The 18,909-nt window shown below is 72.2% G+C and carries 18 protein-coding genes, 1 tRNA gene and 1 other RNA gene; 14 read left to right on the top strand and 6 right to left on the bottom strand.

Annotated features, from left to right (window positions below):
• The first annotated feature begins 139 nt into the window (after positions 1-139).
• The gene (secA, locus tag GA0070603_RS14855; RefSeq protein ID WP_091313486.1) at positions 140-3,049 is read left to right on the top strand and encodes a preprotein translocase subunit SecA; all 2,910 of its coding nucleotides are present in this window, start codon (positions 140-142) and stop codon (positions 3,047-3,049) included.
• Positions 3,050-3,233: 184 nt separating this feature from the next.
• Here secA and GA0070603_RS14850 read toward each other — a convergent pair whose 3' ends face one another.
• Positions 3,234-3,872 carry an Rv3235 family protein gene (locus GA0070603_RS14850; RefSeq protein ID WP_091321968.1) on the bottom strand — a complete coding sequence of 213 codons (639 nt, stop codon included), beginning with the start codon at positions 3,870-3,872 and terminating at the stop codon, positions 3,234-3,236.
• Between the two features lie 91 nt (positions 3,873-3,963).
• Entirely contained in the window at positions 3,964-4,191 is a 228-nt protein-coding gene (locus GA0070603_RS14845; RefSeq protein ID WP_091321966.1) for a helix-turn-helix domain-containing protein, read from the bottom strand.
• Between the two features lie 208 nt (positions 4,192-4,399).
• Here GA0070603_RS14845 and GA0070603_RS14840 point away from each other — a divergent pair, with 208 nt between their 5' ends.
• On the top strand, positions 4,400-4,909 hold the full coding sequence (locus GA0070603_RS14840) for a DUF6912 family protein (protein WP_091313483.1): 510 nt from the start codon (positions 4,400-4,402) through the stop codon (positions 4,907-4,909).
• 12 nt (positions 4,910-4,921) lie between these two features.
• Here the strand turns inward: GA0070603_RS14840 and GA0070603_RS14835 are convergent, their stop codons facing one another.
• Positions 4,922-5,944, bottom strand: a complete 1,023-nt coding sequence (locus tag GA0070603_RS14835; protein WP_091321964.1) for a hypothetical protein — start codon at positions 5,942-5,944, stop codon at positions 4,922-4,924.
• 424 nt (positions 5,945-6,368) lie between these two features.
• On the opposite strand from GA0070603_RS14835, the gene pruA reads away from it, so the two are divergent.
• The 10 genes from pruA to GA0070603_RS14785 all read left to right on the top strand — a co-directional run bounded on the left by pruA (position 6,369) and on the right by GA0070603_RS14785 (position 15,001).
• On the top strand, positions 6,369-7,997 hold the full coding sequence (gene pruA / locus GA0070603_RS14830; protein ID WP_091313482.1) for an L-glutamate gamma-semialdehyde dehydrogenase: 1,629 nt from the start codon (positions 6,369-6,371) through the stop codon (positions 7,995-7,997).
• A gap of 177 nt (positions 7,998-8,174) precedes the next feature.
• Entirely contained in the window at positions 8,175-8,690 is a 516-nt protein-coding gene (locus GA0070603_RS14825) for a PadR family transcriptional regulator (protein WP_091313480.1), read from the top strand.
• Positions 8,691-8,735: 45 nt separating this feature from the next.
• On the top strand, positions 8,736-9,857 hold the full coding sequence (gene prfB, locus GA0070603_RS14820) for a peptide chain release factor 2 (RefSeq protein WP_091313477.1): 1,122 nt from the start codon (positions 8,736-8,738) through the stop codon (positions 9,855-9,857).
• A 118-nt stretch (positions 9,858-9,975) separates the two neighbouring features.
• Positions 9,976-10,656 (top strand): cell division ATP-binding protein FtsE, encoded by a 681-nt coding sequence (gene ftsE, locus GA0070603_RS14815; RefSeq protein WP_013284225.1) that lies wholly within the window; start codon positions 9,976-9,978, stop codon positions 10,654-10,656.
• 65 nt (positions 10,657-10,721) lie between these two features.
• Positions 10,722-11,597, top strand: a complete 876-nt coding sequence (ftsX, locus tag GA0070603_RS14810; protein WP_091313475.1) for a permease-like cell division protein FtsX — start codon at positions 10,722-10,724, stop codon at positions 11,595-11,597.
• Positions 11,598-11,711: 114 nt separating this feature from the next.
• A complete protein-coding gene (smpB, locus tag GA0070603_RS14805) occupies positions 11,712-12,191 on the top strand; it encodes an SsrA-binding protein SmpB (RefSeq protein WP_091261380.1) in 480 nt (159 codons plus the stop codon).
• A 104-nt stretch (positions 12,192-12,295) separates the two neighbouring features.
• Positions 12,296-12,671: a transfer-messenger RNA gene (ssrA, locus tag GA0070603_RS14800) on the top strand.
• Between the two features lie 78 nt (positions 12,672-12,749).
• A complete protein-coding gene (locus tag GA0070603_RS14795) occupies positions 12,750-13,424 on the top strand; it encodes a hypothetical protein (protein ID WP_091313472.1) in 675 nt (224 codons plus the stop codon).
• A 105-nt stretch (positions 13,425-13,529) separates the two neighbouring features.
• A complete protein-coding gene (locus GA0070603_RS14790) occupies positions 13,530-13,982 on the top strand; it encodes a hypothetical protein (protein ID WP_091313471.1) in 453 nt (150 codons plus the stop codon).
• A gap of 38 nt (positions 13,983-14,020) precedes the next feature.
• The gene (locus GA0070603_RS14785; protein WP_091313468.1) at positions 14,021-15,001 is read left to right on the top strand and encodes a hypothetical protein; all 981 of its coding nucleotides are present in this window, start codon (positions 14,021-14,023) and stop codon (positions 14,999-15,001) included.
• On the opposite strand, the gene mdlC is transcribed toward GA0070603_RS14785, so the two are convergent.
• Both mdlC and GA0070603_RS14775 read right to left on the bottom strand, forming a co-directional pair.
• Positions 14,998-16,593, bottom strand: coding sequence for a benzoylformate decarboxylase (mdlC, locus tag GA0070603_RS14780; RefSeq protein WP_091313465.1), 1,596 nt, complete (start codon positions 16,591-16,593; stop codon positions 14,998-15,000). The two genes, GA0070603_RS14785 and mdlC, sit on opposite strands and share 4 nt — an antisense overlap.
• Positions 16,594-16,713: 120 nt before the next feature.
• Positions 16,714-17,517: an S-methyl-5'-thioadenosine phosphorylase gene (locus GA0070603_RS14775; RefSeq protein WP_091313462.1), complete on the bottom strand. Its 804-nt coding sequence runs from the start codon at positions 17,515-17,517 to the stop codon at positions 16,714-16,716.
• A 132-nt stretch (positions 17,518-17,649) separates the two neighbouring features.
• Between GA0070603_RS14775 and GA0070603_RS14770 the strand changes: the two genes are divergently transcribed.
• Entirely contained in the window at positions 17,650-18,240 is a 591-nt protein-coding gene (locus tag GA0070603_RS14770; protein WP_091259972.1) for a YqgE/AlgH family protein, read from the top strand.
• A gap of 90 nt (positions 18,241-18,330) precedes the next feature.
• Positions 18,331-18,403 (top strand) — tRNA-Ala (locus tag GA0070603_RS14765).
• A gap of 115 nt (positions 18,404-18,518) precedes the next feature.
• Here the strand turns inward: GA0070603_RS14765 and GA0070603_RS14760 are convergent.
• The gene (locus GA0070603_RS14760) at positions 18,519-18,854 is read right to left on the bottom strand and encodes a YnfA family protein (RefSeq protein WP_091313459.1); all 336 of its coding nucleotides are present in this window, start codon (positions 18,852-18,854) and stop codon (positions 18,519-18,521) included.
• Between the last annotated feature and the right edge of the window lie 55 nt (positions 18,855-18,909).

Raw genomic sequence — 18,909 nt, 5'->3', positions numbered from 1 at the left:
GGCGTAACCCGATTACCGCCGCTCAGGGCCCCCGCTCGGCGTTATGTCGGGTTCGCGGCTCCGGACCGCCGCCACCAGTGACCATCGCCGTGCCGGAGCGCCTACGATGGTTCGAGACTGTCTAGGGGAGCGTTGATCCGTGTCGATTCTGGAAAAGGTCCTTAGCGCTGGCTCGGGCCGCATGGTGCGTCGGCTCAAGGCCATCGCCGCCGCCGTCAACTCGATCGAGGACGACTACGTCAACCTCACCGACGACGAGCTGCGGGACATGACCGACCAGTTCAAGGAGCGGCTCGCCGACGGGGAGACCCTCGACGACCTGCTGCCCGAGGCGTTCGCGGTGTGCCGGGAGGCCGCCTCGCGGGTGCTCGGCCAGCGGCCCTACGACGTCCAGGTGATGGGCGGTGCGGCGCTGCACTTCGGCAACATCGCCGAGATGAAGACCGGTGAGGGCAAGACCCTGACCTCGGTCATGCCGGTCTACCTGAACGCGCTCGCCGGCAAGGGCGTCCACGTGGTCACGGTGAACGACTACCTGGCCGAGCGCGACGCCGCCTGGATGGGCCGGGTGCACGAGTTCCTGGGCCTCACCGTCGGCGTGGTGCTGCCCAACCGGCCGGCCAGCGAGCACCGGGCGGCCTACGAGTGCGACATCACGTACGGCACCAACAACGAGTTCGGCTTCGACTACCTGCGCGACAACATGGCCTGGTCGCGGGATGAGCTGGTCCAGCGCGGCCACTTCTTCGCGGTGGTCGACGAGGTCGACTCGATCCTCATCGACGAGGCCCGCACCCCGCTGATCATCTCCGGTCCGGCCGAGCACTCGGCCCGCTGGTACCAGGAGTTCGCCGCCGTGGTGGCCCGCCTCCAGCCCGGCACCGACGGTGAGGGCGACTACGAGGTCGACCACGCCAAGCGCACGATCGCCATCACCGAGCGCGGCGTCGCCAAGATCGAGGACCGGCTCGGCATCGACAACCTCTACGAGTCGGTCAACACGCCGCTCGTCGGCTACATGAACAACGCGATCAAGGCCAAGGAGCTCTACAAGCGCGACAAGGACTACATCGTCAGCGACGGCGAGGTCCTCATCGTCGACGAGTTCACCGGCCGCATCCTGCACGGCCGCCGCTACAACGAGGGCATGCACCAGGCGATCGAGGCCAAGGAGGGGGTGGAGATCAAGCAGGAGAACCAGACCCTGGCCACCATCACCCTCCAGAACTACTTCCGCCTCTACGAGAAGCTGTCCGGCATGACCGGCACGGCCCAGACCGAGGCGAGCGAGTTCAACAAGGTCTACAAGGTCGGCGTCGTGACCATCCCGACGCACCGGCCGATGGTCCGCCTCGACCGCGCGGACGTCATCTACAAGACCGAGAAGGCCAAGTTCAACGCCGTGGTCGAGGACATCGCCGAGCGGCACGAGCAGGGCCAGCCGGTGCTGGTCGGCACGGTCTCGGTGGAGAACTCCGAGATCCTCTCCCACATGCTGCGCCGCCGGGGCATCCCGCACTCCGTGCTGAACGCCAAGTTCCACGCCAAGGAGGCGGAGATCGTCGCCCAGGCCGGGCGTAAGGGCGCGGTCACGGTCGCCACGAACATGGCCGGCCGCGGCACGGACATCCTGCTCGGCGGCAACGCCGAGTTCCTCGCCGCCAACGAACTCCGCCAGCGCGGTCTCGACCCGGTCGAGCAGCCGGAGGAGTACGCGAAGGCGATGGAGGAGATCCTGCCGAAGTGGAAGCAGGCCTGCGACGTCGAGGCGGAGGAGGTCGCCGCCGCCGGTGGCCTCTACGTGCTGGGCACCGAGCGGCACGAGTCGCGGCGTATCGACAACCAGCTGCGCGGTCGCGCCGGCCGGCAGGGTGACCCGGGCGAGTCCCGCTTCTACCTGTCGCTCCAGGACGACCTCATGAAGCGCTTCCGGGCCGGCGCCGTCGAGGCGGTGATGGAGCGCTTCAACATCCCGGAGGACGTGCCCATCGAGTCCAAGATGGTCACCCGCCAGATCAAGAGCGCGCAGGCCCAGATCGAGGGCCAGAACGCCGAGATCCGCAAGAACGTCCTCAAGTACGACGAGGTGCTCAACAAGCAGCGCCAGGTGATCTACGCCGAGCGCCTCCGGGTGCTCAACGGCGAGGACCTCTCCGAGCAGGTCCGCAACATGATCGACGACGTGGTCGGTGCGTACGTGGTGGGCGCCACGAGCGAGGGCTACGCCGAGGACTGGGACCTCGACCAGCTCTGGTCCAACCTCAAGCAGCTCTACCCGGTGGGCGTCACCATCGACGAGCTGGAGGAGGAGGTGGGCTCCCGGGCCGGCCTCGACCAGGACTTCCTGCTCGCCCGCCTCAAGGAGGACGCGCACGCCGCGTACGACCGGCGTGAGGAGCAGCTCGGCGAGGAGCCGGTGCGCCAGCTCGAGCGGATGGTCCTGCTCCAGGTGATCGACCGCAAGTGGCGCGAGCACCTCTACGAGATGGACTACCTCCAGGAGGGCATCAGCCTGCGGGCGTACGCCCAGCGCGACCCGGTCATCGAGTACCAGCGCGAGGGCTTCGACATGTTCGCCACCATGATGGACGGCATCAAGGAGGAGACGGTCGGCTTCCTCTACAACCTGGAGGTCCAGGTCGAGGAGCCCGCGCCGGAGGCCGAGGAGGAGGTCCAGCTGCTGGAGAAGCCGGTGGAGATCCGGGCCAAGGGTCTCAACCGCGCGCCGCAGCAGCAGGGCCTGCAGTACTCGGCGCCCTCGGTCGACGGCGAGGCGGGCCGCGGCGCCCCGGTGATCGAGCGCGCCGACGAGCAGGCGCCGGCGCTGGGCATCGGCCGCCCCGAGACGTCGGAGCGTCCGGCTGCGTCCACCCCGCGCCGGTCGACGGCCGGGATGAGCGGCCAGGCCGTCGCGGCGAGCACCGCCCGGCGGGCCGCCCCCGGGCAGGTCGAGGGCGCGGGCGAGGGCCCGTCCCGCAACGCGCCCTGCCCCTGCGGCTCCGGCCGCAAGTACAAGCGCTGCCACGGCAGCCCCAACGGCGGCAACTGACCACCACCACCAGCGCCAGAACGGGCCCCGGCCACCGGCCGGGGCCCGTTGCCGCCCCCGTCCCCGCCCCCGTCCCCGCCACGACCAGCCCGGCGATCTTGCAGTTGCTGCCCGGGCGAAACGGGCGAAAGCCGCATCGCGCGGGCTCAAAGTGCAAGATCGCGGAGGGGGGAGGGCCGGCGGGTCAGAGGACCGTGAGGGCGGTGCAGAGCCAGGTGCCGCGGCGGTGTTCCAGGCGTAGCGCGACTGCCCAGCTCACCCCGCCGGCACCGGCGAGTACGGCGGCGGCCTCGACCGCGCCCGACCGGGGCTCGCAGACCCGTAGGCGGCGGAGCTGGAGGACCGGCCGGGCGGTGCGGCGGCGTGCCGGGCCGGCCCGGCGGGCGGCGCGGGTCAGCTCGGCGGCCACTCGGGCGGCGGCCTCGGGGAGGCAGAGCGGCCGGAGCTGCCCGGGCGGGCGGTAGCCGTTGACGATCTCCAGGAAGGTGCGGACGAACCGGTGCGCCGCCCGGGCCGCCTCGGGGGTAGCGGTCACCAGGGCGGCCGGCGGCGGGCCGGCGGAGCGCCCCGGACCGGTCGGCGCCGGCCGCATGTCGGTGGCCCGATCGGGCGAGCGACCGGCACGGGTCGGGCGGTCGGCGGCGCGGCCGGCGGGCCGGTCGAGGTCCCGGCGCGCGTCGAAGAGGTCGAGCGCGAGCTGGTCGACGCTGCCCCAGGCCTCGCCCCAGGCCGGGTCCCGGTCGGTGCAGGGCGGGTCGAGCGGCGGTGCGGGCCGGAGCCGGACCGGGGGACGCGGTGCCAGCGGGCGACGGGTGTCGACCATCATCAACCCCTGTTCCTTGCGTTTGCCTTCGTTTGCCTCCGACAGGCTCTCATCTTCCGGCAGGGCGGCGCCGACCGTCAATACCCGGTGCTCATTCCGCGTCGCGCTCCGTGAGGGGATTGCCGCGTACCCAGTCGGCGGTCTCGGCGTACTTGCGCTCGATGTACTCCTCCAGCCGGGCGCGCTCGACCCGCCACTGGCCCCGCCCGCCGATCTTGATGGCGGGCAGCTCGCCGCTGCGCACCATGTGGTAGACCTGCGAGTCCGAGACGTTCAGCTCGGCGGCCACGTCGGACAGCAGCAGGAACCTCGGCTCCACGGTGACTCCCACAGTTGGCTTCGTTTGCCTCAGTTTGCCATCAGGAGCGCGATGGCCCCAGGCCCGCCACGGCGAATCCGGCCGGGGGACACACCGGCGGGGAACTTCTCCCAGGCGGGTGCGAGGTGTATGACGGTCACGGCGTACGGCATGATCGGCGCCCGGAGCCGGCGTCCGCCGGCCGGGGCCTGACGGCGGGGAGAGACCAGTGACCGACGAGCTTGTCCGGGTGTACGTGCCGGCGACCGTCCCCATGCTGGCCCGGCTGCGCGAGGAGGGCCTGGCCGGCGGGGAGGCGCACGCGGTCACCCCGGAGCTGCGCGAGTGGTACGCCGAGGGCGACGAGGAGGAGTTGGAGTACGTCGCCTTCACCCGGGCCGCCCAGGAGGCGCTGCTGCTGCTCCGGGCCGATCCGGGCGCGCCCCGGCGGCGGGTGGTCGTCTCGGTGGACCTGCCGGCGCGCGCGGTCGGCCGGATCGGCGGCGAGCTGGGGTCCAGCGTGGTCGGCCTCTCCGGGCCGGTGCCGGTGAAGTCCGTGGCCGCGATCCACGTGGACGGCGCGGACGCCGTCGAGGACGTGGCCGCCGCCGCCGAGGTGGTGGCGGAGGCGCAGGCCGGCGACCCGGACGCCCAGTTCACCGTCGACGGGGCCGAGGACCACGAGCTGGAGTGGTACGACGTGACCGAGCTGGACCTGCTGCTGCGCGAGGTTTCCTGACCCCCGGAGGGCTCAGGAGTCGGACTCGTCCTCGTCCTCCACGGCACGCGGGCCGAGGGTGCGGCCGAACAGGATGAGCGCGGTGAGCGCCCCCACGAAGAGCACCCAGATGCCGTTGTCCACCCGCGAGGTGCCGAGCGCCGTCTGGGCCACCTGGTCCGCCTCGCTGAGCGCCGCCGCCAGGTCGAGCAGCCCGCGCCCGCCGATCCGGATGATCACCTCGGTGAGCAGCAGGAGCAGGCCCGCGCCGGCACCGGCCAGCAGGTACCCCGGCCAGCGCACCTCCGCGACGACGCCGTCGCGCCGCTCAGCGCGGCGGCGGGCCCAGGCCAGATAGAGGTACGCCACCACGCCGGCGATCAGCCCGGCGAGGAGGGACTCGGTCCGGGACACCCACTTCGCGGCGTCGAGCATCGACTCCTGGGTGTCCCCGGCACCGAACAGGTCGGAGAGCGGGTCCCGGGCGCGGCTGAACAGCACCACGAAGACCTGCGCGGCGAGCGTGGCGGCGGCCAGCCCGCCGACCACCCGGGCGTTACGCGCCCCGGCCATCGCCCCGCCGATGATCGCCGCCGCGGCCGTGGTGCCGGCGATGGTGTTGGTGGTCGCGTTGTCGGCGTACGTCAGGTTGACCGCCACGGCGGCGGCGAGCCCGACCAGCAGGCCGGCGCCGACGGCGGCCAGGAAGCGCAGGGTGGCCCGGCCCAGCCGGTTGGTCGCCGCCAGGGCGACCGCGGCGCCGGCCACCAGCGCGGCGGTGATCACGCCGGGCAGGGCGTACGCGGAGAGGCTGATCGCGGTGACCCCGGCCGCGGCCGAGGTGATCGCCGCCCGGGTGGACCAGAGCATGGCGGCCAGCCAGCCCAGCGACAGCACGGCCAGCACGAGGGCGCCGGGCGCGTGGGCGGGGCGGCTCCCGGCGGGCGCGGCCTCGACGGTCCCGTCCGAGGGGGACTCGGCCGGCGTCTCGACCGCCGGCCCGGTGGCGGGCTGGTCCGGTTCCGCGGCCGTGGAGCTGCCGGGCTGCTTGCTCATCGTCTCCCTCTCGACGGACGCCGGATCGGCCGCGAAGGCCGGGCAGGTCACCGGCCCTCCAGGGTACGCGGCCCGCCCGGTCCCGCTCCGGACCCGGCCGGCCGACCCGGGTCAGCCCGGCGCGTCCGATCCCGTCGTGACCGGCCGGCAACGGATCGCAGGTGAGCGTTCGACTTGGCCAGGGATTCGTCGGAGCGGGCGGCTTGTCGCCTACGGTCCGGTGTGCGGTGGTGCGTCCGGGTGCGCCGGCGGAGGCGGCCGGAACCGGGGCGGTGGAGGTGGGGCCGGGCCTCTCGCATGGAAGAATTGGCCGAGGTCCCGCCGCCGCGACCGGTCCGTTGCGCGGTGCCCGGCACCCGGCCTCCCGGCCGGCGCCCGCGGGCCCCTACTCGCCACCGCCGTCGAGATCGCACAGGAGCCTGTGATGGACGCCGTGTTCTCCGTACCCGAGCCGCGCAACGAGCCGGTCCACACCTACGAGCCCGGCAGCGCCGAGCGGGAGCGGCTCCAGCGGCGGCTGGCCGACCTGGCCGCCGAGCGGATCGACCTGCCGATGACCATCGCCGGCGAGCAGCGGATGGCCGCCGGCGACCCGATCGACGTGGTCCAGCCGCACAAGCACGCCCACGTGCTCGGCGTGACCGGCCACGCCACCCACGACGACGCCCGCGCCGCCGTCAAGGCCGCCAAGGACGCCGCGCCGATGTGGCGGGCGCTGCCGTTCGAGGAGCGCGCCGCGATCTTCCTGCGCGCCGCCGACCTGCTCTCCGGGCCCTGGCGGGACACGCTCAACGCGGCCACCATGCTGGGCCAGTCCAAGACCGTGGTCCAGGCCGAGATCGACGCGGCCTGCGAGCTGATCGACTTCCTCCGGTTCAACGTCTACTTCGCCCGCAAGCTCCTGGCCGAGCAGCCGATGTCCTCGCCGGGCGTGTGGAACCGCTTCGACCACCGGCCCCTGGAGGGTTTCGTCTACGCGGTCACCCCGTTCAACTTCACGGCGATCGCCGGCAACCTGCCCTCGGCCCCGGCGCTGCTCGGCAACACCGTGGTCTGGAAGCCGGGCCCGACCCAGCAGTTCGCCGCCCACTTCACCATGCGGCTGTTCGAGGCGGCCGGCCTGCCGCCCGGCGTGATCAACATGGTCACGGGGCGCGGCGAGGAGGTCTCCGACGTCGTGCTCGCCGACCCGGACCTGGCCGGCATCCACTTCACCGGGTCCACCAAGGTCTTCCAGCACCTGTGGAAGACCGTCGGCGACAACATCGCCCGCTACCGGGGTTACCCCCGCCTGGTCGGCGAGACCGGCGGCAAGGACTTCGTGGTGGCGCACACCAGCGCCGACGTGGACGCCCTGCACACCGCGCTGATCCGGGGCGCCTACGAGTACCAGGGCCAGAAGTGCTCGGCCGCCTCGCGGGCGTACATCCCCCGGTCGATCTGGGAGGGCGGGCTGCGCGACCGGCTGGCCGCCACCGCCGACTCGCTCACCTACGGCGACGTCACCGACTTCAGCAACTTCGGCGGCGCCGTGATCGACGACAAGGCGTTCGGCCGGCACGCCGCCGCGCTGGAGCTGATCAAGGGTGACGACAGCTGCCGGGTCCTGGCCGGTGGCACCGCCGACGACTCGGTCGGCTACTTCGTCCGGCCGACCCTCTTCGAGTGCTCGGACGCCGCGCACGAGACCTTTACCACCGAATACTTCGGCCCGATCCTCGGCGTGCACGTCTTCGACGACGCCCGCTTCGACGAGGTGGTCCACCAGGCCGAGTCGATCGCGCCGTACGCGCTGACCGGGTCGATCTTCGCGACCGACCGCCGGGTGGTCGACCAGGTGGCCGAGAAGATGCGGTACGCGGCCGGCAACTTCTACATCAACGACAAGCCGACCGGCGCGGTGGTCGGGCAGCAGCCCTTCGGCGGCGCCCGGGCCAGCGGCACCAACGACAAGGCGGGCTCCTGGCACAACCTGGTCCGCTGGATGTCGCCGCGGACGATCAAGGAGACCTTCGTCCCGCCGACCGACCACGGCTACCCGCACATGGGCTGACCTGCGCGACGGTCGCCGGTGGCGCACGTAGCGTCACCGGCGACCGGCCGGCCGGGGGAGGGCACGGACGTCCCCGGCGGACTGTCGTCCGCCGACAGTGCACATCGGACCAGCCAACGGGTGGCTAAAACGGCAAATCCTGGACGCCAGGTCCGACAAAGTGGCAGCTTAGAGGGCATGGCGGAATCCGGAGTCAACCCGACGGCGGCGGCCCTGCTGGGTCTGCTGCACGACGGCCCGATGACAGGCGGCCAACTCATGGCCGCCGCCGAGCGCCGGCTGGCGCCGTACTGGTCGATGACCCGCAGCCAGGTCTACCGGGAGCTTCCCGTCCTGGCCGAGAAGGGCCTCGTGCGGCTCGGCAAGCCCGGGCCGCGGTTGAGCCAGCCGTACGCGATCACCGCGGCCGGGAAACGGACATTCTCCCGCTGGCTGGCGGAGAACCCCGGCCGGGACACCATCCGTAACCCGATAGCGCTACGGATCGCCTTCGGCAACCTGCACTCGGCGAGCCAGCTCAAGAACCTGTACGCCTCGGCGAACGAGTACCACACCGAGGCCCTGGCGGCGGTGCGCGAGCAGGTCAAGAACGCCAAGAAGGAGGGCGACAACTACGACGCCAGCGCGTTGGAGTTCGCCGTCGCCTACCACCGTGCCGCCCTGTCCTGGCTGAAGAGCGCACCGGTCGGCTGACCACCTGCGCCGGACCGGCCAGCAGAGGCAGTAGGCTTGTCTGTCGTGACCGCTGCCGATTACGCCGAACAGCTCAAGGAACTCGACGCCACCCTGCGCAACATCGAGGCGGTGCTCGACCTCGACAAGCTGCGCGAGCAGAAGGCCCGCCTGGAGCAGGAGGCCTCCGCGCCGGACCTGTGGGACGACCAGGCCAAGGCGCAGCAGGTGACCTCGCAGCTGTCGTACGTCAACGGCGAGATCTCCAAGCTCGGCTCCCTCCGCTCCCGCCTCGACGACGCCGGGGTGCTGCTGGAGCTGGCCCAGGCCGAGTCCGACCCCGGCACCCTGACCGAGGTCGAGTCGGAGATCACCGGGCTGACCAAGGCCATCCAGGAGATGGAGGTCCGCACCCTGCTCTCCGGCGAGTACGACTCCCGGGAGGCGCTTGTCGCCATCCGGGCCGGCGCCGGCGGCGTGGACGCGGCGGACTTCGCCGAGATGCTGCTCCGGATGTACCTGCGCTGGGCCGAGCGGCACGGCTACCCGACCGAGGTCTACGAGACCTCGTACGCCGAGGAGGCGGGCCTCAAGTCGGCCACCTTCACGGTCAAGGTGCCCTACGCGTTCGGCACGCTCAGCGTGGAGTCCGGCACCCACCGGCTGGTCCGGATCAGCCCGTTCGACAACCAGGGCCGCCGGCAGACCAGCTTCGCCGGCGTCGAGGTGCTGCCGGTGGTGGAGCAGACCGACCACATCGAGATTCCCGAGAACGAGATGCGGATCGACGTCTACCGCTCGTCGGGCCCGGGCGGGCAGAGCGTCAACACCACCGACTCGGCGGTCCGGATCACCCACATCCCGACCGGCATCGTGGTCACCTGCCAGAACGAGAAGTCCCAGCTGCAGAACAAGGCATCCGCGCTGCGGGTGCTTCAGGCCCGGCTGCTGGAGCGCAAGCGGCAGGAGGAGCAGGCCAAGCTCCAGGGCCTGAAGACCGACGCCGCCGGCTCCTGGGGCGACCAGATGCGCTCGTACGTTCTGCACCCTTATCAGATGGTGAAGGATCTGCGGACCGAGCAGGAGACGGGCAATCCGTCCGCGGTCTTCGACGGCGAGCTGGACAGCTTCATCGAGGCGGGTATCCGCTGGCGGAAGCAGCAGCAGCTCACCGCTGACGGTGCGTGATCGATCTCGGACGCAGCGCGTCATCGATCTCTGTCTGACCGGCTGAATCGATGACGCGACTCGCTTCGGAGGGGCGGGGGGCTTGGCTCTCCGGTTACACCGCGTAGACTCTCGACCCGTGATTCAGCTTGAGCAAGTGACGAAGACGTACCCGAAGGCGTCCCGGCCTTCGCTCGACAACGTGTCCGTCTCGATCGAGAAGGGCGAGTTCGTCTTCTTCATCGGTCCATCCGGCTCCGGCAAGTCCACGATCATCAAGCTGCTGCTGCACGAGGTCACCCCCAACAAGGGGCGGGTCGTCGTCAACGGCAAGGACGTCACGTCGATGCGTTCCTGGAAGCGACCCCACTTCCGGCGTTCCATCGGCTGCGTCTTCCAGGACTTCCGCCTCCTGCCGAACCGCACCGCCTACGAGAACGTGGCGTTCGCGCTGGAGGTGATCGGCAAGACCAAGGCGGTCGCCCGCCGGGTCGTGCCGGAAGTGCTGGAGCTGGTCGGGCTCGGTGGGAAGGAGCACCGCTACCCCCACGAGCTGTCCGGTGGTGAGCAGCAGCGGGTCGCGGTGGCCCGGGCGTTCGTGAACCGGCCGCTGATCCTCCTGGCGGACGAGCCCACCGGAAACCTGGACCCGGACACCTCGATCGAGATCATGCGCCTGCTGGACCGGATCAACCGCACCGGCACGACCGTCGTGATGGTCACGCACGACTCCAACATCGTGAACCAGATGCGCCGCCGCGTCATCGAGATCGAGAGCGGCCGCATCGTGCGCGACCAGGCCCGCGGTGTCTACGGCTGAGCCGCTGACGATCCGCTGACCCTGACGACGAACACCTCACGCCGGAGAGCCGGAGGAATATCCCGATGCGGATGAAGTACGTCCTGTCCGAGGTACTGGTCGGACTGTGGCGCAACGTCACCATGACCCTCGCCATGATCATCACCATGGCGGTGTCGCTGTTCATGCTGGGCGGCAGCGGCCTTCTGTACCAGAAGGTCGGCGACATGAAGGACCTCTACTACGAGAACGTCCAGGTCTCGATCTTCCTGAAGACCGACGTCAACGAGCAGCAGCGGACCGACCTCGAGACCAAGCTCAAGGCCGATCCGATGATCAAGGACGTCACGTACGTCGACAAGGACGAGGCGTACAAGCGCTTCCAGCAGATGTACGCCGACGCGCCCGACCTGGTCAACGCGGTCAAGCCCGACCAGCTTCCCGAGTCGTTCCGGCTCACGCTGGTCAACCCGGAGCAGTACAAGAAGATCTACGACGAGTACAAGACCTCCGAGGGCATCGACACGATCGTCGACCAGAGCAAGCTGCTCGACAAGGTCTTCGGCGTGCTCAGCGGCTTCCAGAACGGCGCACTGGTCATCGCGATCGTGATGGCCGTGGCCGCCCTGCTGCTGGTCGCCAACACCATCCAGGTGGCCGCGTACAGCAAGCGGCGTGAGGTCGCGGTCATGAAGCTGGTCGGCGCCTCCAACTGGTTCATCCAGGCGCCGTTCGTGCTGGAGGCGGTGGTCGCCGGTCTGATCGGCTCGATCCTCGGCCTCGTCGCGCTCATCGCCCTGAAGGTGCTCGCGGCAGGGAGTTCGATGGCGGCCCTGGAGGGCCTGATCACCCCGATCTCCTGGTCCGAGATCTTCCTGACCTTCCCGCTGATGGCCGCCGTCGGTGGTCTGGTCAGCGCGGTGACCGCCTGGGTCACGCTCCGCTTCTACCTGCGGGTCTAGCTCCCGCCGCACGGCTCTCCGGGGACCCTCCCGCGCGGAATAAACCGCGCGGGAGGGTCCTTGTGTTTCCGGTAGCATGATCCGCGCTCCACGATCGGAAGGGAGGTGGCGCCGATGCCACGGGAAAAGGGTCGCAAGGTGGTCGCCTCCAACAAGAAGGCGCGGCACGACTACGCCATCCTCGACACGTACGAGGCGGGCATGTCGCTGACCGGCACCGAGGTCAAGTCGCTGCGGGCCGGGCGGGCGTCGCTTGTCGACGCGTTCGCCCAGGAACGTGACGGCGAGCTCTACCTGCACGGCATGCACATCCCCGAGTACACCCAGGGCACCTGGACCAACCACGAGCCCCGGCGTACCCGGAAGTTGCTGCTCAAGCGGCTGGAGATCGACCGGCTGATCGGCAAGACCAAGGAGAGCGGCCTCACCATGGTGCCGCTGCAGGTCTACTTCTCCGACGGCTGGGCGAAGGTGGAGATCGGCCTGGCCCGGGGTAAGAAGTCGTACGACAAGCGCCAGGACCTGGCCAAGCGGGACGCCGACCGGGAGATCGCCCGGGCGGTGGGCCGGCGCGGCAAGGGCATGAGTGAGTGAAACGTCCGGTTCGTCCCGGTGCCGGCTTCCGGCCGGCCTCGGAATGAATCCGGTTGCGCCAGGCGTTAGGCTTGGTGTTGCTGCCGACAGGGGCAGCCCGTCGAGGGGGTGACTGGTTTCGACTTCGTACGTTGCGGCAGGGGAAGCGAGCCGAGGAAGCCGACGTCGTCTCGAGAATCGTTCGTCGGAAACCAATAAGCGCCAAGAACAATCGCGCTGACTTCGCTCTCGCCGCCTGAGGCGAGTAGCAAGTCTGTCGGCCTGGGAGCGCCTTCGACCCAGTTAGCCGGCATCAGCTAGAAGGCTGGCCAACCGGACCCGGTCGCGGGGTCCGTGCGGCGAGATCAATCAGCGACTGGGCCCGTCACACCGACTCGCTCGCGTGATCGGAGGGGCCGAGTAGAGGCACAGCGAGCTGCGCTCGGAGAAGCCCTGACAAGGCGGCGAAGGACCCGGGTTCGATTCCCGGCACCTCCACCACCTGACCTGTGCGCCCCGGTCCACCGGACCGGGGCGCACAGTCGTCTCCGCGCCCGGTCCGGCTCTAGGCTGCCTGCTGTGACGAACGAGCGGATCCGACTCTCCGTCGGCGCGGCGCCCGGCCCGCGCGCCGTGGCCGCCGTGGTGGGTGTCCTGTTCACCGCCGTCGGCGCGGCCTTCGTGCTGCTGCCGGTGGTCGCCGACGGCCTGCTGCGCCGGGTCACCGGCTTCGGCGACCCGGTCCCCTCGTACGACGACGTCCGGGACCTGCCGCCCGACCTGCTCCCACCCGACCTGCACGACGGCGCCACCGCCGCGCCCAGCCCGCTGCGCTGGGCCGGACTCTGCGGCCTGCCGTTCGTCCTGCTCGGGCTCTGGCTGGTGCTGCGGGTGCTGCGCACGGCCGCCTGGCTGGACGGGACCCGGGCCTCGGTGCGGGGCGCGCTCGGCACCCGCACCGTCGACCTGGCCACCGCCGAGGTGCGCGGCGGCGCCATCGCCCACCGCGTCGGCGACGACGCGGTGGTGCGGGTGCCCACGCTGATCGCCCGGGACCGGGACAGCGGCCGGCGGGTCACCATCCCGTTGCAGGGCCCCGGACTGGGCAGCCTGCCCCCGGCCGAGCTGCAGGCGCTCGCCGACGCGATCAGTGCGGGCCGGCCGGACCAGGGCCGGGACGCCGAAGCGCACGCCCTCGCCGGCCGGCTGCGCGGCATGGCGGCCGATCCGCTGGGGCTCCAGGGGCCGGTGTGACCGCCGGGGCGGAAGGGGCAGATGAGGCGCCCGCCCCTCCTGGACAGGTCCGGTGACCAGGTTCACCATCGCTGTACGCGGTAGCGCAGCAGCGCGGGAGGTGCCATGGTCACCCATCCGATCCAGCAGCCGTCCACCGTCACCGCCGTGCCCCTGCCGCGGCCCGCCCACCCAGGCGACGTGCACGCCCTCGCCCGGGCGCTCGCCGCGGCATCGGCGGAACCGCGCTGGCGGGAGCACCTGATCGGCCGCCTCGGCCCGGTCCGGCAGGGCTTCGCCGAGCACGTCCGGGTCACCGAGGGACCGGCCGGCCTCTACGCCGAACTGCTCCACCAGGCGCCCCGGCTCGACCGCGGCGTACGCCTGCTGGCCGGCGAGCACGCCGCCATCGCGGCGGCGATAGCCGCGCTCCAGCACGCCGCACGGCTCCCCGCGGTGCCCGCCGAGGAACTGCGGGCACAGGCCCGGAACCTGCTACGGGCGCTCGACCGGCACCGGCAGCGCGGCGCGGACCTGCTCTGGGAGGCGTACCAGGCGGACCTGGGCGGGGAGAACTGATCCGGGAACCGGTCGGGGGAGCGTCGCGTCCAACCGGCATGCGTCGTCACCTCGCCCTGCTCGGGCTGCCGCTCCTGGTCCTGGCCGGCTGCGCCGCGCCCGGCGCCGACCCGGCCGGCCCGCCGGCCGCCGACCCGAGCGGTCCGTCGGTCTCCGGCCCCGACCACCGCTGGGAGGCGTTCGGCCAGCGGGCCACCGAGGTGGCCGACGCGTGGCGCCCCGGCCCCGCGTGGCGCAGCGGGTACGTCCCGCTCGACGACGCCACCGTGCTGGTCGGCGACCCCGGCTTCACCGACGAGACGAAGCAGGCCTTCCTCAACGGCTGGTACCGGGACCAGATCGACCTGCCGGCCGCCCGCCCCGCCGACGGGACGATCCGCTTCCCGGAAGGCACGCTGCGGGTCCCGCTGGTCAGCGCCGCCGAGGCGTACGCCCAGATGGACCAGGGCGACCCGCCGCCCTGCGACGGGCGGCCGATGGCCCCGGCGCCGCGACCCGAGGGTGGCCCGACCGTTGAGCCCGGGCCCGACGGGCCGGTCGCCACCCGGGCCGCCAGCCCGTGCGTGCCGCTGACGGTCACCGGGGCGAAGCTGGGCACCGCGTCGGTACGAACCAGCCGGGGTGAGGCCACCGTGCCCGCCTGGCTGTTCACCGTGGAAGGGCTCCGGGTGCCGGTGGCCCGCCTCGCGGTCGCGCCGAGCGCGGTCGGCGCGGCGCCGGAGGGGACCGCGCCGAGCCGCCCCATGGACGACGGGTTCGTGGGGGCCCTCGACCTGCGGGCGGTGACCGGGAACCGGCTCGACTACCGGGTCGGGACGGGCGCCTGCGACGGGGAACCCACCCCGCTGGTGCTGGAGCGGGACGACGTGGTGGTGCTCGGCGGCGCGGTGGTCCGCTCGACCGGGCCGTGCACGATGCAGCTCGTGATGAAGCCGGTGAGCGTCACGCTCAAGGCGCCCCTCGGCGACCGGACGGTGCTCGACGTGGCCGGCGGCACCCCGCTCGTCGTACGCCGCTAGAGGATTCGCGGCACGTCGGTGCTGATCGGCACCGGCAGCACTGTCGGCCGGTCGGCGGCGAGCGCGGCGGCCAGCGCCGGGCCGAGCCGGTCCGGCGACTCCACCACCTCGGCCGCGCAGCCGTAGCCGCGGGCCACCGCCGTGACGTCCAGCCCGGGCAGGTCCAGCGCCGGCACCCCGGGCGTGTGCTTCAGCTCGGCGAACGCCTTGAGGATCGCGTACTGCCGGTTGACCGGGACCACGACGGCGAGCGGCAGGCCGAGCTGCGCGGCGGTCCACAGCGCCTGCACCGAGTAGTGGAACGAGCCGTCGCCGACCACCGCGACCACCGGCCGGCCGCGCCCGGTGTCCCGCTCGGCCAGCGCGATGCCCACGGCCGCGGGCAGGCCGAAGCCCAGGCCGCCGCTGGCCATCGTGAAGTACGACCGGGGCCGGTCGATGCGCAGCCGGCGGCGCAGCGCCGCCAGGTTGGACGGTGACTCCTGCACCAGCACCCCGTCGGCCGGCCACTGAGCGGCCAGCGCGGCGAAGACGGCGTCGGCACTCGGCGGGTCGGTGGCCTCCGGCGGCGCCGGGGCGTCCCGGGCCGGCGGCGCGGGCCGGTCCGCCGGCGGCAGCAGCTCCACCAGGCCGGCCATGGCCAGCCCGGCGTCGCCGAGCAGGCTCTCCCCGACCGGGGCGCGGGCCGCCTCGTCCGGGTCGTCGGTGACGTGCAGCAGTTGGGCGTCGGCGGGCAGGTAGTCGCCCGGCACGTGCGGGTAGTAGCGGAACACGGGCGCCCCGACCACCAGGACCGTGTCGTGGCCGTGCAACGCCTCGGCCAGCGGCCCGATCGCGTACGGCAGGACACCCCGGAACTGCGGGTGGCCCTCGGGGAAGACGGCCCGCTCCGGCGCCGGTGCCGCCCAGACCGGGGCGGCCAGCCGTTCGGCCAGCGCCACGGCGGCCGGCCAGGCGTCCGCCCGGTCCACCGCCGCGCCGAGCACCAGCGCCGGGGCGCGGGCGGCGGCCAGCGTGGCGGCGAAGCCGCGCAACCGGTCCGGGTCCGGCGCGATCCGGGTGGCCACCGTCCGCACCTGCGGCGGCGGGTCGGCGGGTTGGGCCCAGTCGTCCATCGGCAGGGAGAGGAAGACCGGCCCGGCCGGGGGCTGCACCGCCGAGGCGTACGCCCGCATGAAGGCCGCCGGGACGTCCTGCGCGCGGGCCGGCTCGTGCGCCCACTTGACGTACGGCTGGGTCAGCTCGACCGCCCGCGGGTTGGCCAGCCGGGGCTCGATGAGCAGCATCTCCCGGGTCTGCTGGCCGGCGGTGACGATCAGTGGCGTCTTGTTGTGCCAGGCGGTGACCAGGTTGCCCATGCCGTTGCCGATGCCCGGGGCGGTGTGCAGGTTGACGTGCGCGGGACGGCCGGTGGCCTGCGCGTAGCCGTCCGCCATGGCCATCGCCGACGCCTCCTGGAGGGCGTGCACGTAGCGGAAGTCGGCCGGGAAGTCCGCGAGGAAGGGTTCCTCGGTGGAGCCGGGATTGCCGAAGACGGTGGTCAGGCCCAGCGCGCGGAGCAGGTCGTAGGTCGTGTCGCGCACCGTTGCCATCGCCGGCTGCCTCCCGTCCCCCGCGCGTGCCGGGAGACGGCCCGGTGATCAGTGTCCCGACCAGCCGAATCTATCGGGCCGAGGTCGACTTTTCGGGCGCTTCCCGGCGCTTCCCGGCGCTCAGGGCAGCGGGAACGGGAGCTTGATCCCGTCCAGCGCCCGCCCGCAGGGGCAGTCCCGCTCGGCGGGCAGCGCGGCGACCGCGTCCAGCAGCACCCCGCGCAGCCGGTCGGTGTTCTCCCCGAAGACCCGGAAGACCTCCTCCTGGGTCACCGACCCGCCCGCCTCGACGCCGGCGTCCAGGTCGGTGACCAGGGCGATCGAGGTGTAGCAGAGGGCCAGCTCGCGGGCGAGCACCGCCTCCGGGTGCCCGGTCATGTTGACCACCGTGCCGCCGATCGAGGCGAACCAGCGCGACTCCGCCCGGGTGGAGAACCGCGGCCCCTCGACCACCACCACCGTGCCGCCGTCCACCGCCGGCACGCCCCGCCCGGCCGCGGCGTCGAGCAGCGTGCGCCGCCCGGCCGGGCAGTACGGGTCGGCGAACGACACGTGCACCGCGCCCTGGTCGTAGTACGTCTGCGTCCGCCCGCTGGTGCGGTCGATGAGCTGATCCGGCACCACGAACGTGCCCGGGCCCAGCTCCGGCCGCAGCCCGCCGACCGCGCAGGGCGCCAGCACCTGGCGTACGCCCAGGGAGCGCAGCGCCCAGAGGTTGGCCCGGTAGGGGATCAGGTGCGGCGGGTAGCGGTGGTCGCGCCCGTGCCGGGGCAGGAACGCCACCCGCCGGCCGCCCACCTCGGCGATCGTGACCGGATCCGACGGCGCGCCGTACGGCGTCTCCAGCACGTGCTCGGTGGCGCCGTCGAGTAGGGCGTAGAGGCCCGACCCGCCGATCACCGCCAGTTCGGCCGTAGCCGCCATGCGGCCCTCCCTCGATTCCGTCGCGATCACCCGCCGGTCAGACCTTAGCCAGCGGGCGGACCGCAGGCTATGGTGCCTTGCATGGCGTTGACAGCGCGGCGGGTCGCGGCGTACGGCTGACGGGTGTCGGACATGCAGGGTGAGGGACAGGCGATCGGTGGCCGAGCCATGGATTCCATGACCGGGCGGCTGCTGGTCGCGACGCCTGCGCTGAAGGACCCGAACTTCGATCGCACGGTCGTGCTGCTCGTCGCCCACGAGCCCGGCGGCGCCCTCGGCGTGGTGCTCAACCGGGCCACCGAGGTCCCGGTGGCCGACGTCCTCGGCGACTGGAGCGACCTCGCCCGACACCCCGCGGTGCTCTTCGAGGGCGGCCCCGTGCAGCCCGACTCCGCGATCTGCCTTGCCCGGATGCGCCACCCGATCAAGCCGGTGAAGGGCTTCCACCGGGTCTCCGGGGCGGTCGGCACCATCGACCTCTCGGTCGACCCGGAGAAGCTGCGCGACGCCGTCGGCGGGATCCGGGTCTTCGCCGGCTACTCCGGCTGGGGCGCCGGCCAGTTGGAGCGGGAGATCGAGGACGGGTCCTGGTTCGTGCTCGACGCCCTCCCCGGCGACGCCTTCGTCGACCGCCCGGACGATCTCTGGCCGATGGTGCTGCGCCGGCAGGGTGGCATGATGGCGGCGGTCGCCCACTTCCCGCCGGATGTGGCCCTGAACTGAGCGACCGGCCGGGGGTACCCCCGCGAGATGACCATGCCGACCGGCGTGTGTATAGTTCTCTCCGTGCCCGGGCGACCGGGGACACCGCAAGGGGCCGTGGCGCAGCTGGTAGCGCACCACACTGGCAGTGTGGGGGTCAGGGGTTCGAGTCCCCTCGGCTCCACCCTTCACGATCAGGGCGTTCGTCGTACATGACGGACGCCCTTCGTCGTGTTCCGGTCGAAACTGGGGCATGACCTGCTCGTGGCAGGTGCGGCTCCTGGTCGCGGCTGAGGTGGTCAGCTGGCGCGCGGGGCGTACATGATGACGGCGACGCCGACCAGGCAGATGGCGGCGCCGACGACGTCGTAGCGGTCGGGCCGGAACCTGTCGACGACCATGCCCCAGGCGAGGGACCCGGCGACGAAGATGCCGCCGTAGGCGGCGAGGATACGGCCGAAGTTCGGGTCGGGCTGGAAGGTGGCCACGAAGCCGTAGAGCCCGAGCGCGATGACCCCCGCGGCGACCCAGAGCAGCCCGCGGTGTTCCCGCCAGCCCTGCCACACCAGCCACGCCCCGCCGATCTCGGCCAGCGCGGCGATGACGAACAGCAGGATCGACCGGGCAACCGTCATGCGTCGGACCCTATCCGCACCACCTCGCGGTCCCTCCCGTCACGCTGCCCGCAGG

Source organism: Micromonospora chersina (assembly GCF_900091475.1).
Taxonomy (GTDB): Bacteria; Actinomycetota; Actinomycetes; order Mycobacteriales; family Micromonosporaceae; genus Micromonospora; species Micromonospora chersina.
Note: the sequence above shows the minus strand (reverse complement) of the source record. Positions and strands in the feature narration are given on the sequence as shown.

Excerpts from the sequence above, each read along its gene's own strand:
- GA0070603_RS14850 (WP_091321968.1), bottom strand. The coding sequence starts at position 3,872 with ATGGTCGACACCCGTCGCCCGCTGGCACCGCGTCCCCCGGTCCGGCTC.
- GA0070603_RS14835 (WP_091321964.1), bottom strand. The coding sequence starts at position 5,944 with ATGAGCAAGCAGCCCGGCAGCTCCACGGCCGCGGAACCGGACCAGCCC.
- pruA (WP_091313482.1), top strand. The coding sequence starts at position 6,369 with ATGGACGCCGTGTTCTCCGTACCCGAGCCGCGCAACGAGCCGGTCCAC.
- GA0070603_RS14825 (WP_091313480.1), top strand. The coding sequence starts at position 8,175 with ATGGCGGAATCCGGAGTCAACCCGACGGCGGCGGCCCTGCTGGGTCTG.
- ftsX (WP_091313475.1), top strand. The coding sequence starts at position 10,722 with ATGCGGATGAAGTACGTCCTGTCCGAGGTACTGGTCGGACTGTGGCGC.
- smpB (WP_091261380.1), top strand. The coding sequence starts at position 11,712 with ATGCCACGGGAAAAGGGTCGCAAGGTGGTCGCCTCCAACAAGAAGGCG.
- GA0070603_RS14790 (WP_091313471.1), top strand. The coding sequence starts at position 13,530 with ATGGTCACCCATCCGATCCAGCAGCCGTCCACCGTCACCGCCGTGCCC.
- GA0070603_RS14785 (WP_091313468.1), top strand. The coding sequence starts at position 14,021 with ATGCGTCGTCACCTCGCCCTGCTCGGGCTGCCGCTCCTGGTCCTGGCC.
- mdlC (WP_091313465.1), bottom strand. The coding sequence starts at position 16,593 with ATGGCAACGGTGCGCGACACGACCTACGACCTGCTCCGCGCGCTGGGC.
- GA0070603_RS14775 (WP_091313462.1), bottom strand. The coding sequence starts at position 17,517 with ATGGCGGCTACGGCCGAACTGGCGGTGATCGGCGGGTCGGGCCTCTAC.
- GA0070603_RS14770 (WP_091259972.1), top strand. The coding sequence starts at position 17,650 with ATGCAGGGTGAGGGACAGGCGATCGGTGGCCGAGCCATGGATTCCATG.
- GA0070603_RS14760 (WP_091313459.1), bottom strand. The coding sequence starts at position 18,854 with ATGACGGTTGCCCGGTCGATCCTGCTGTTCGTCATCGCCGCGCTGGCC.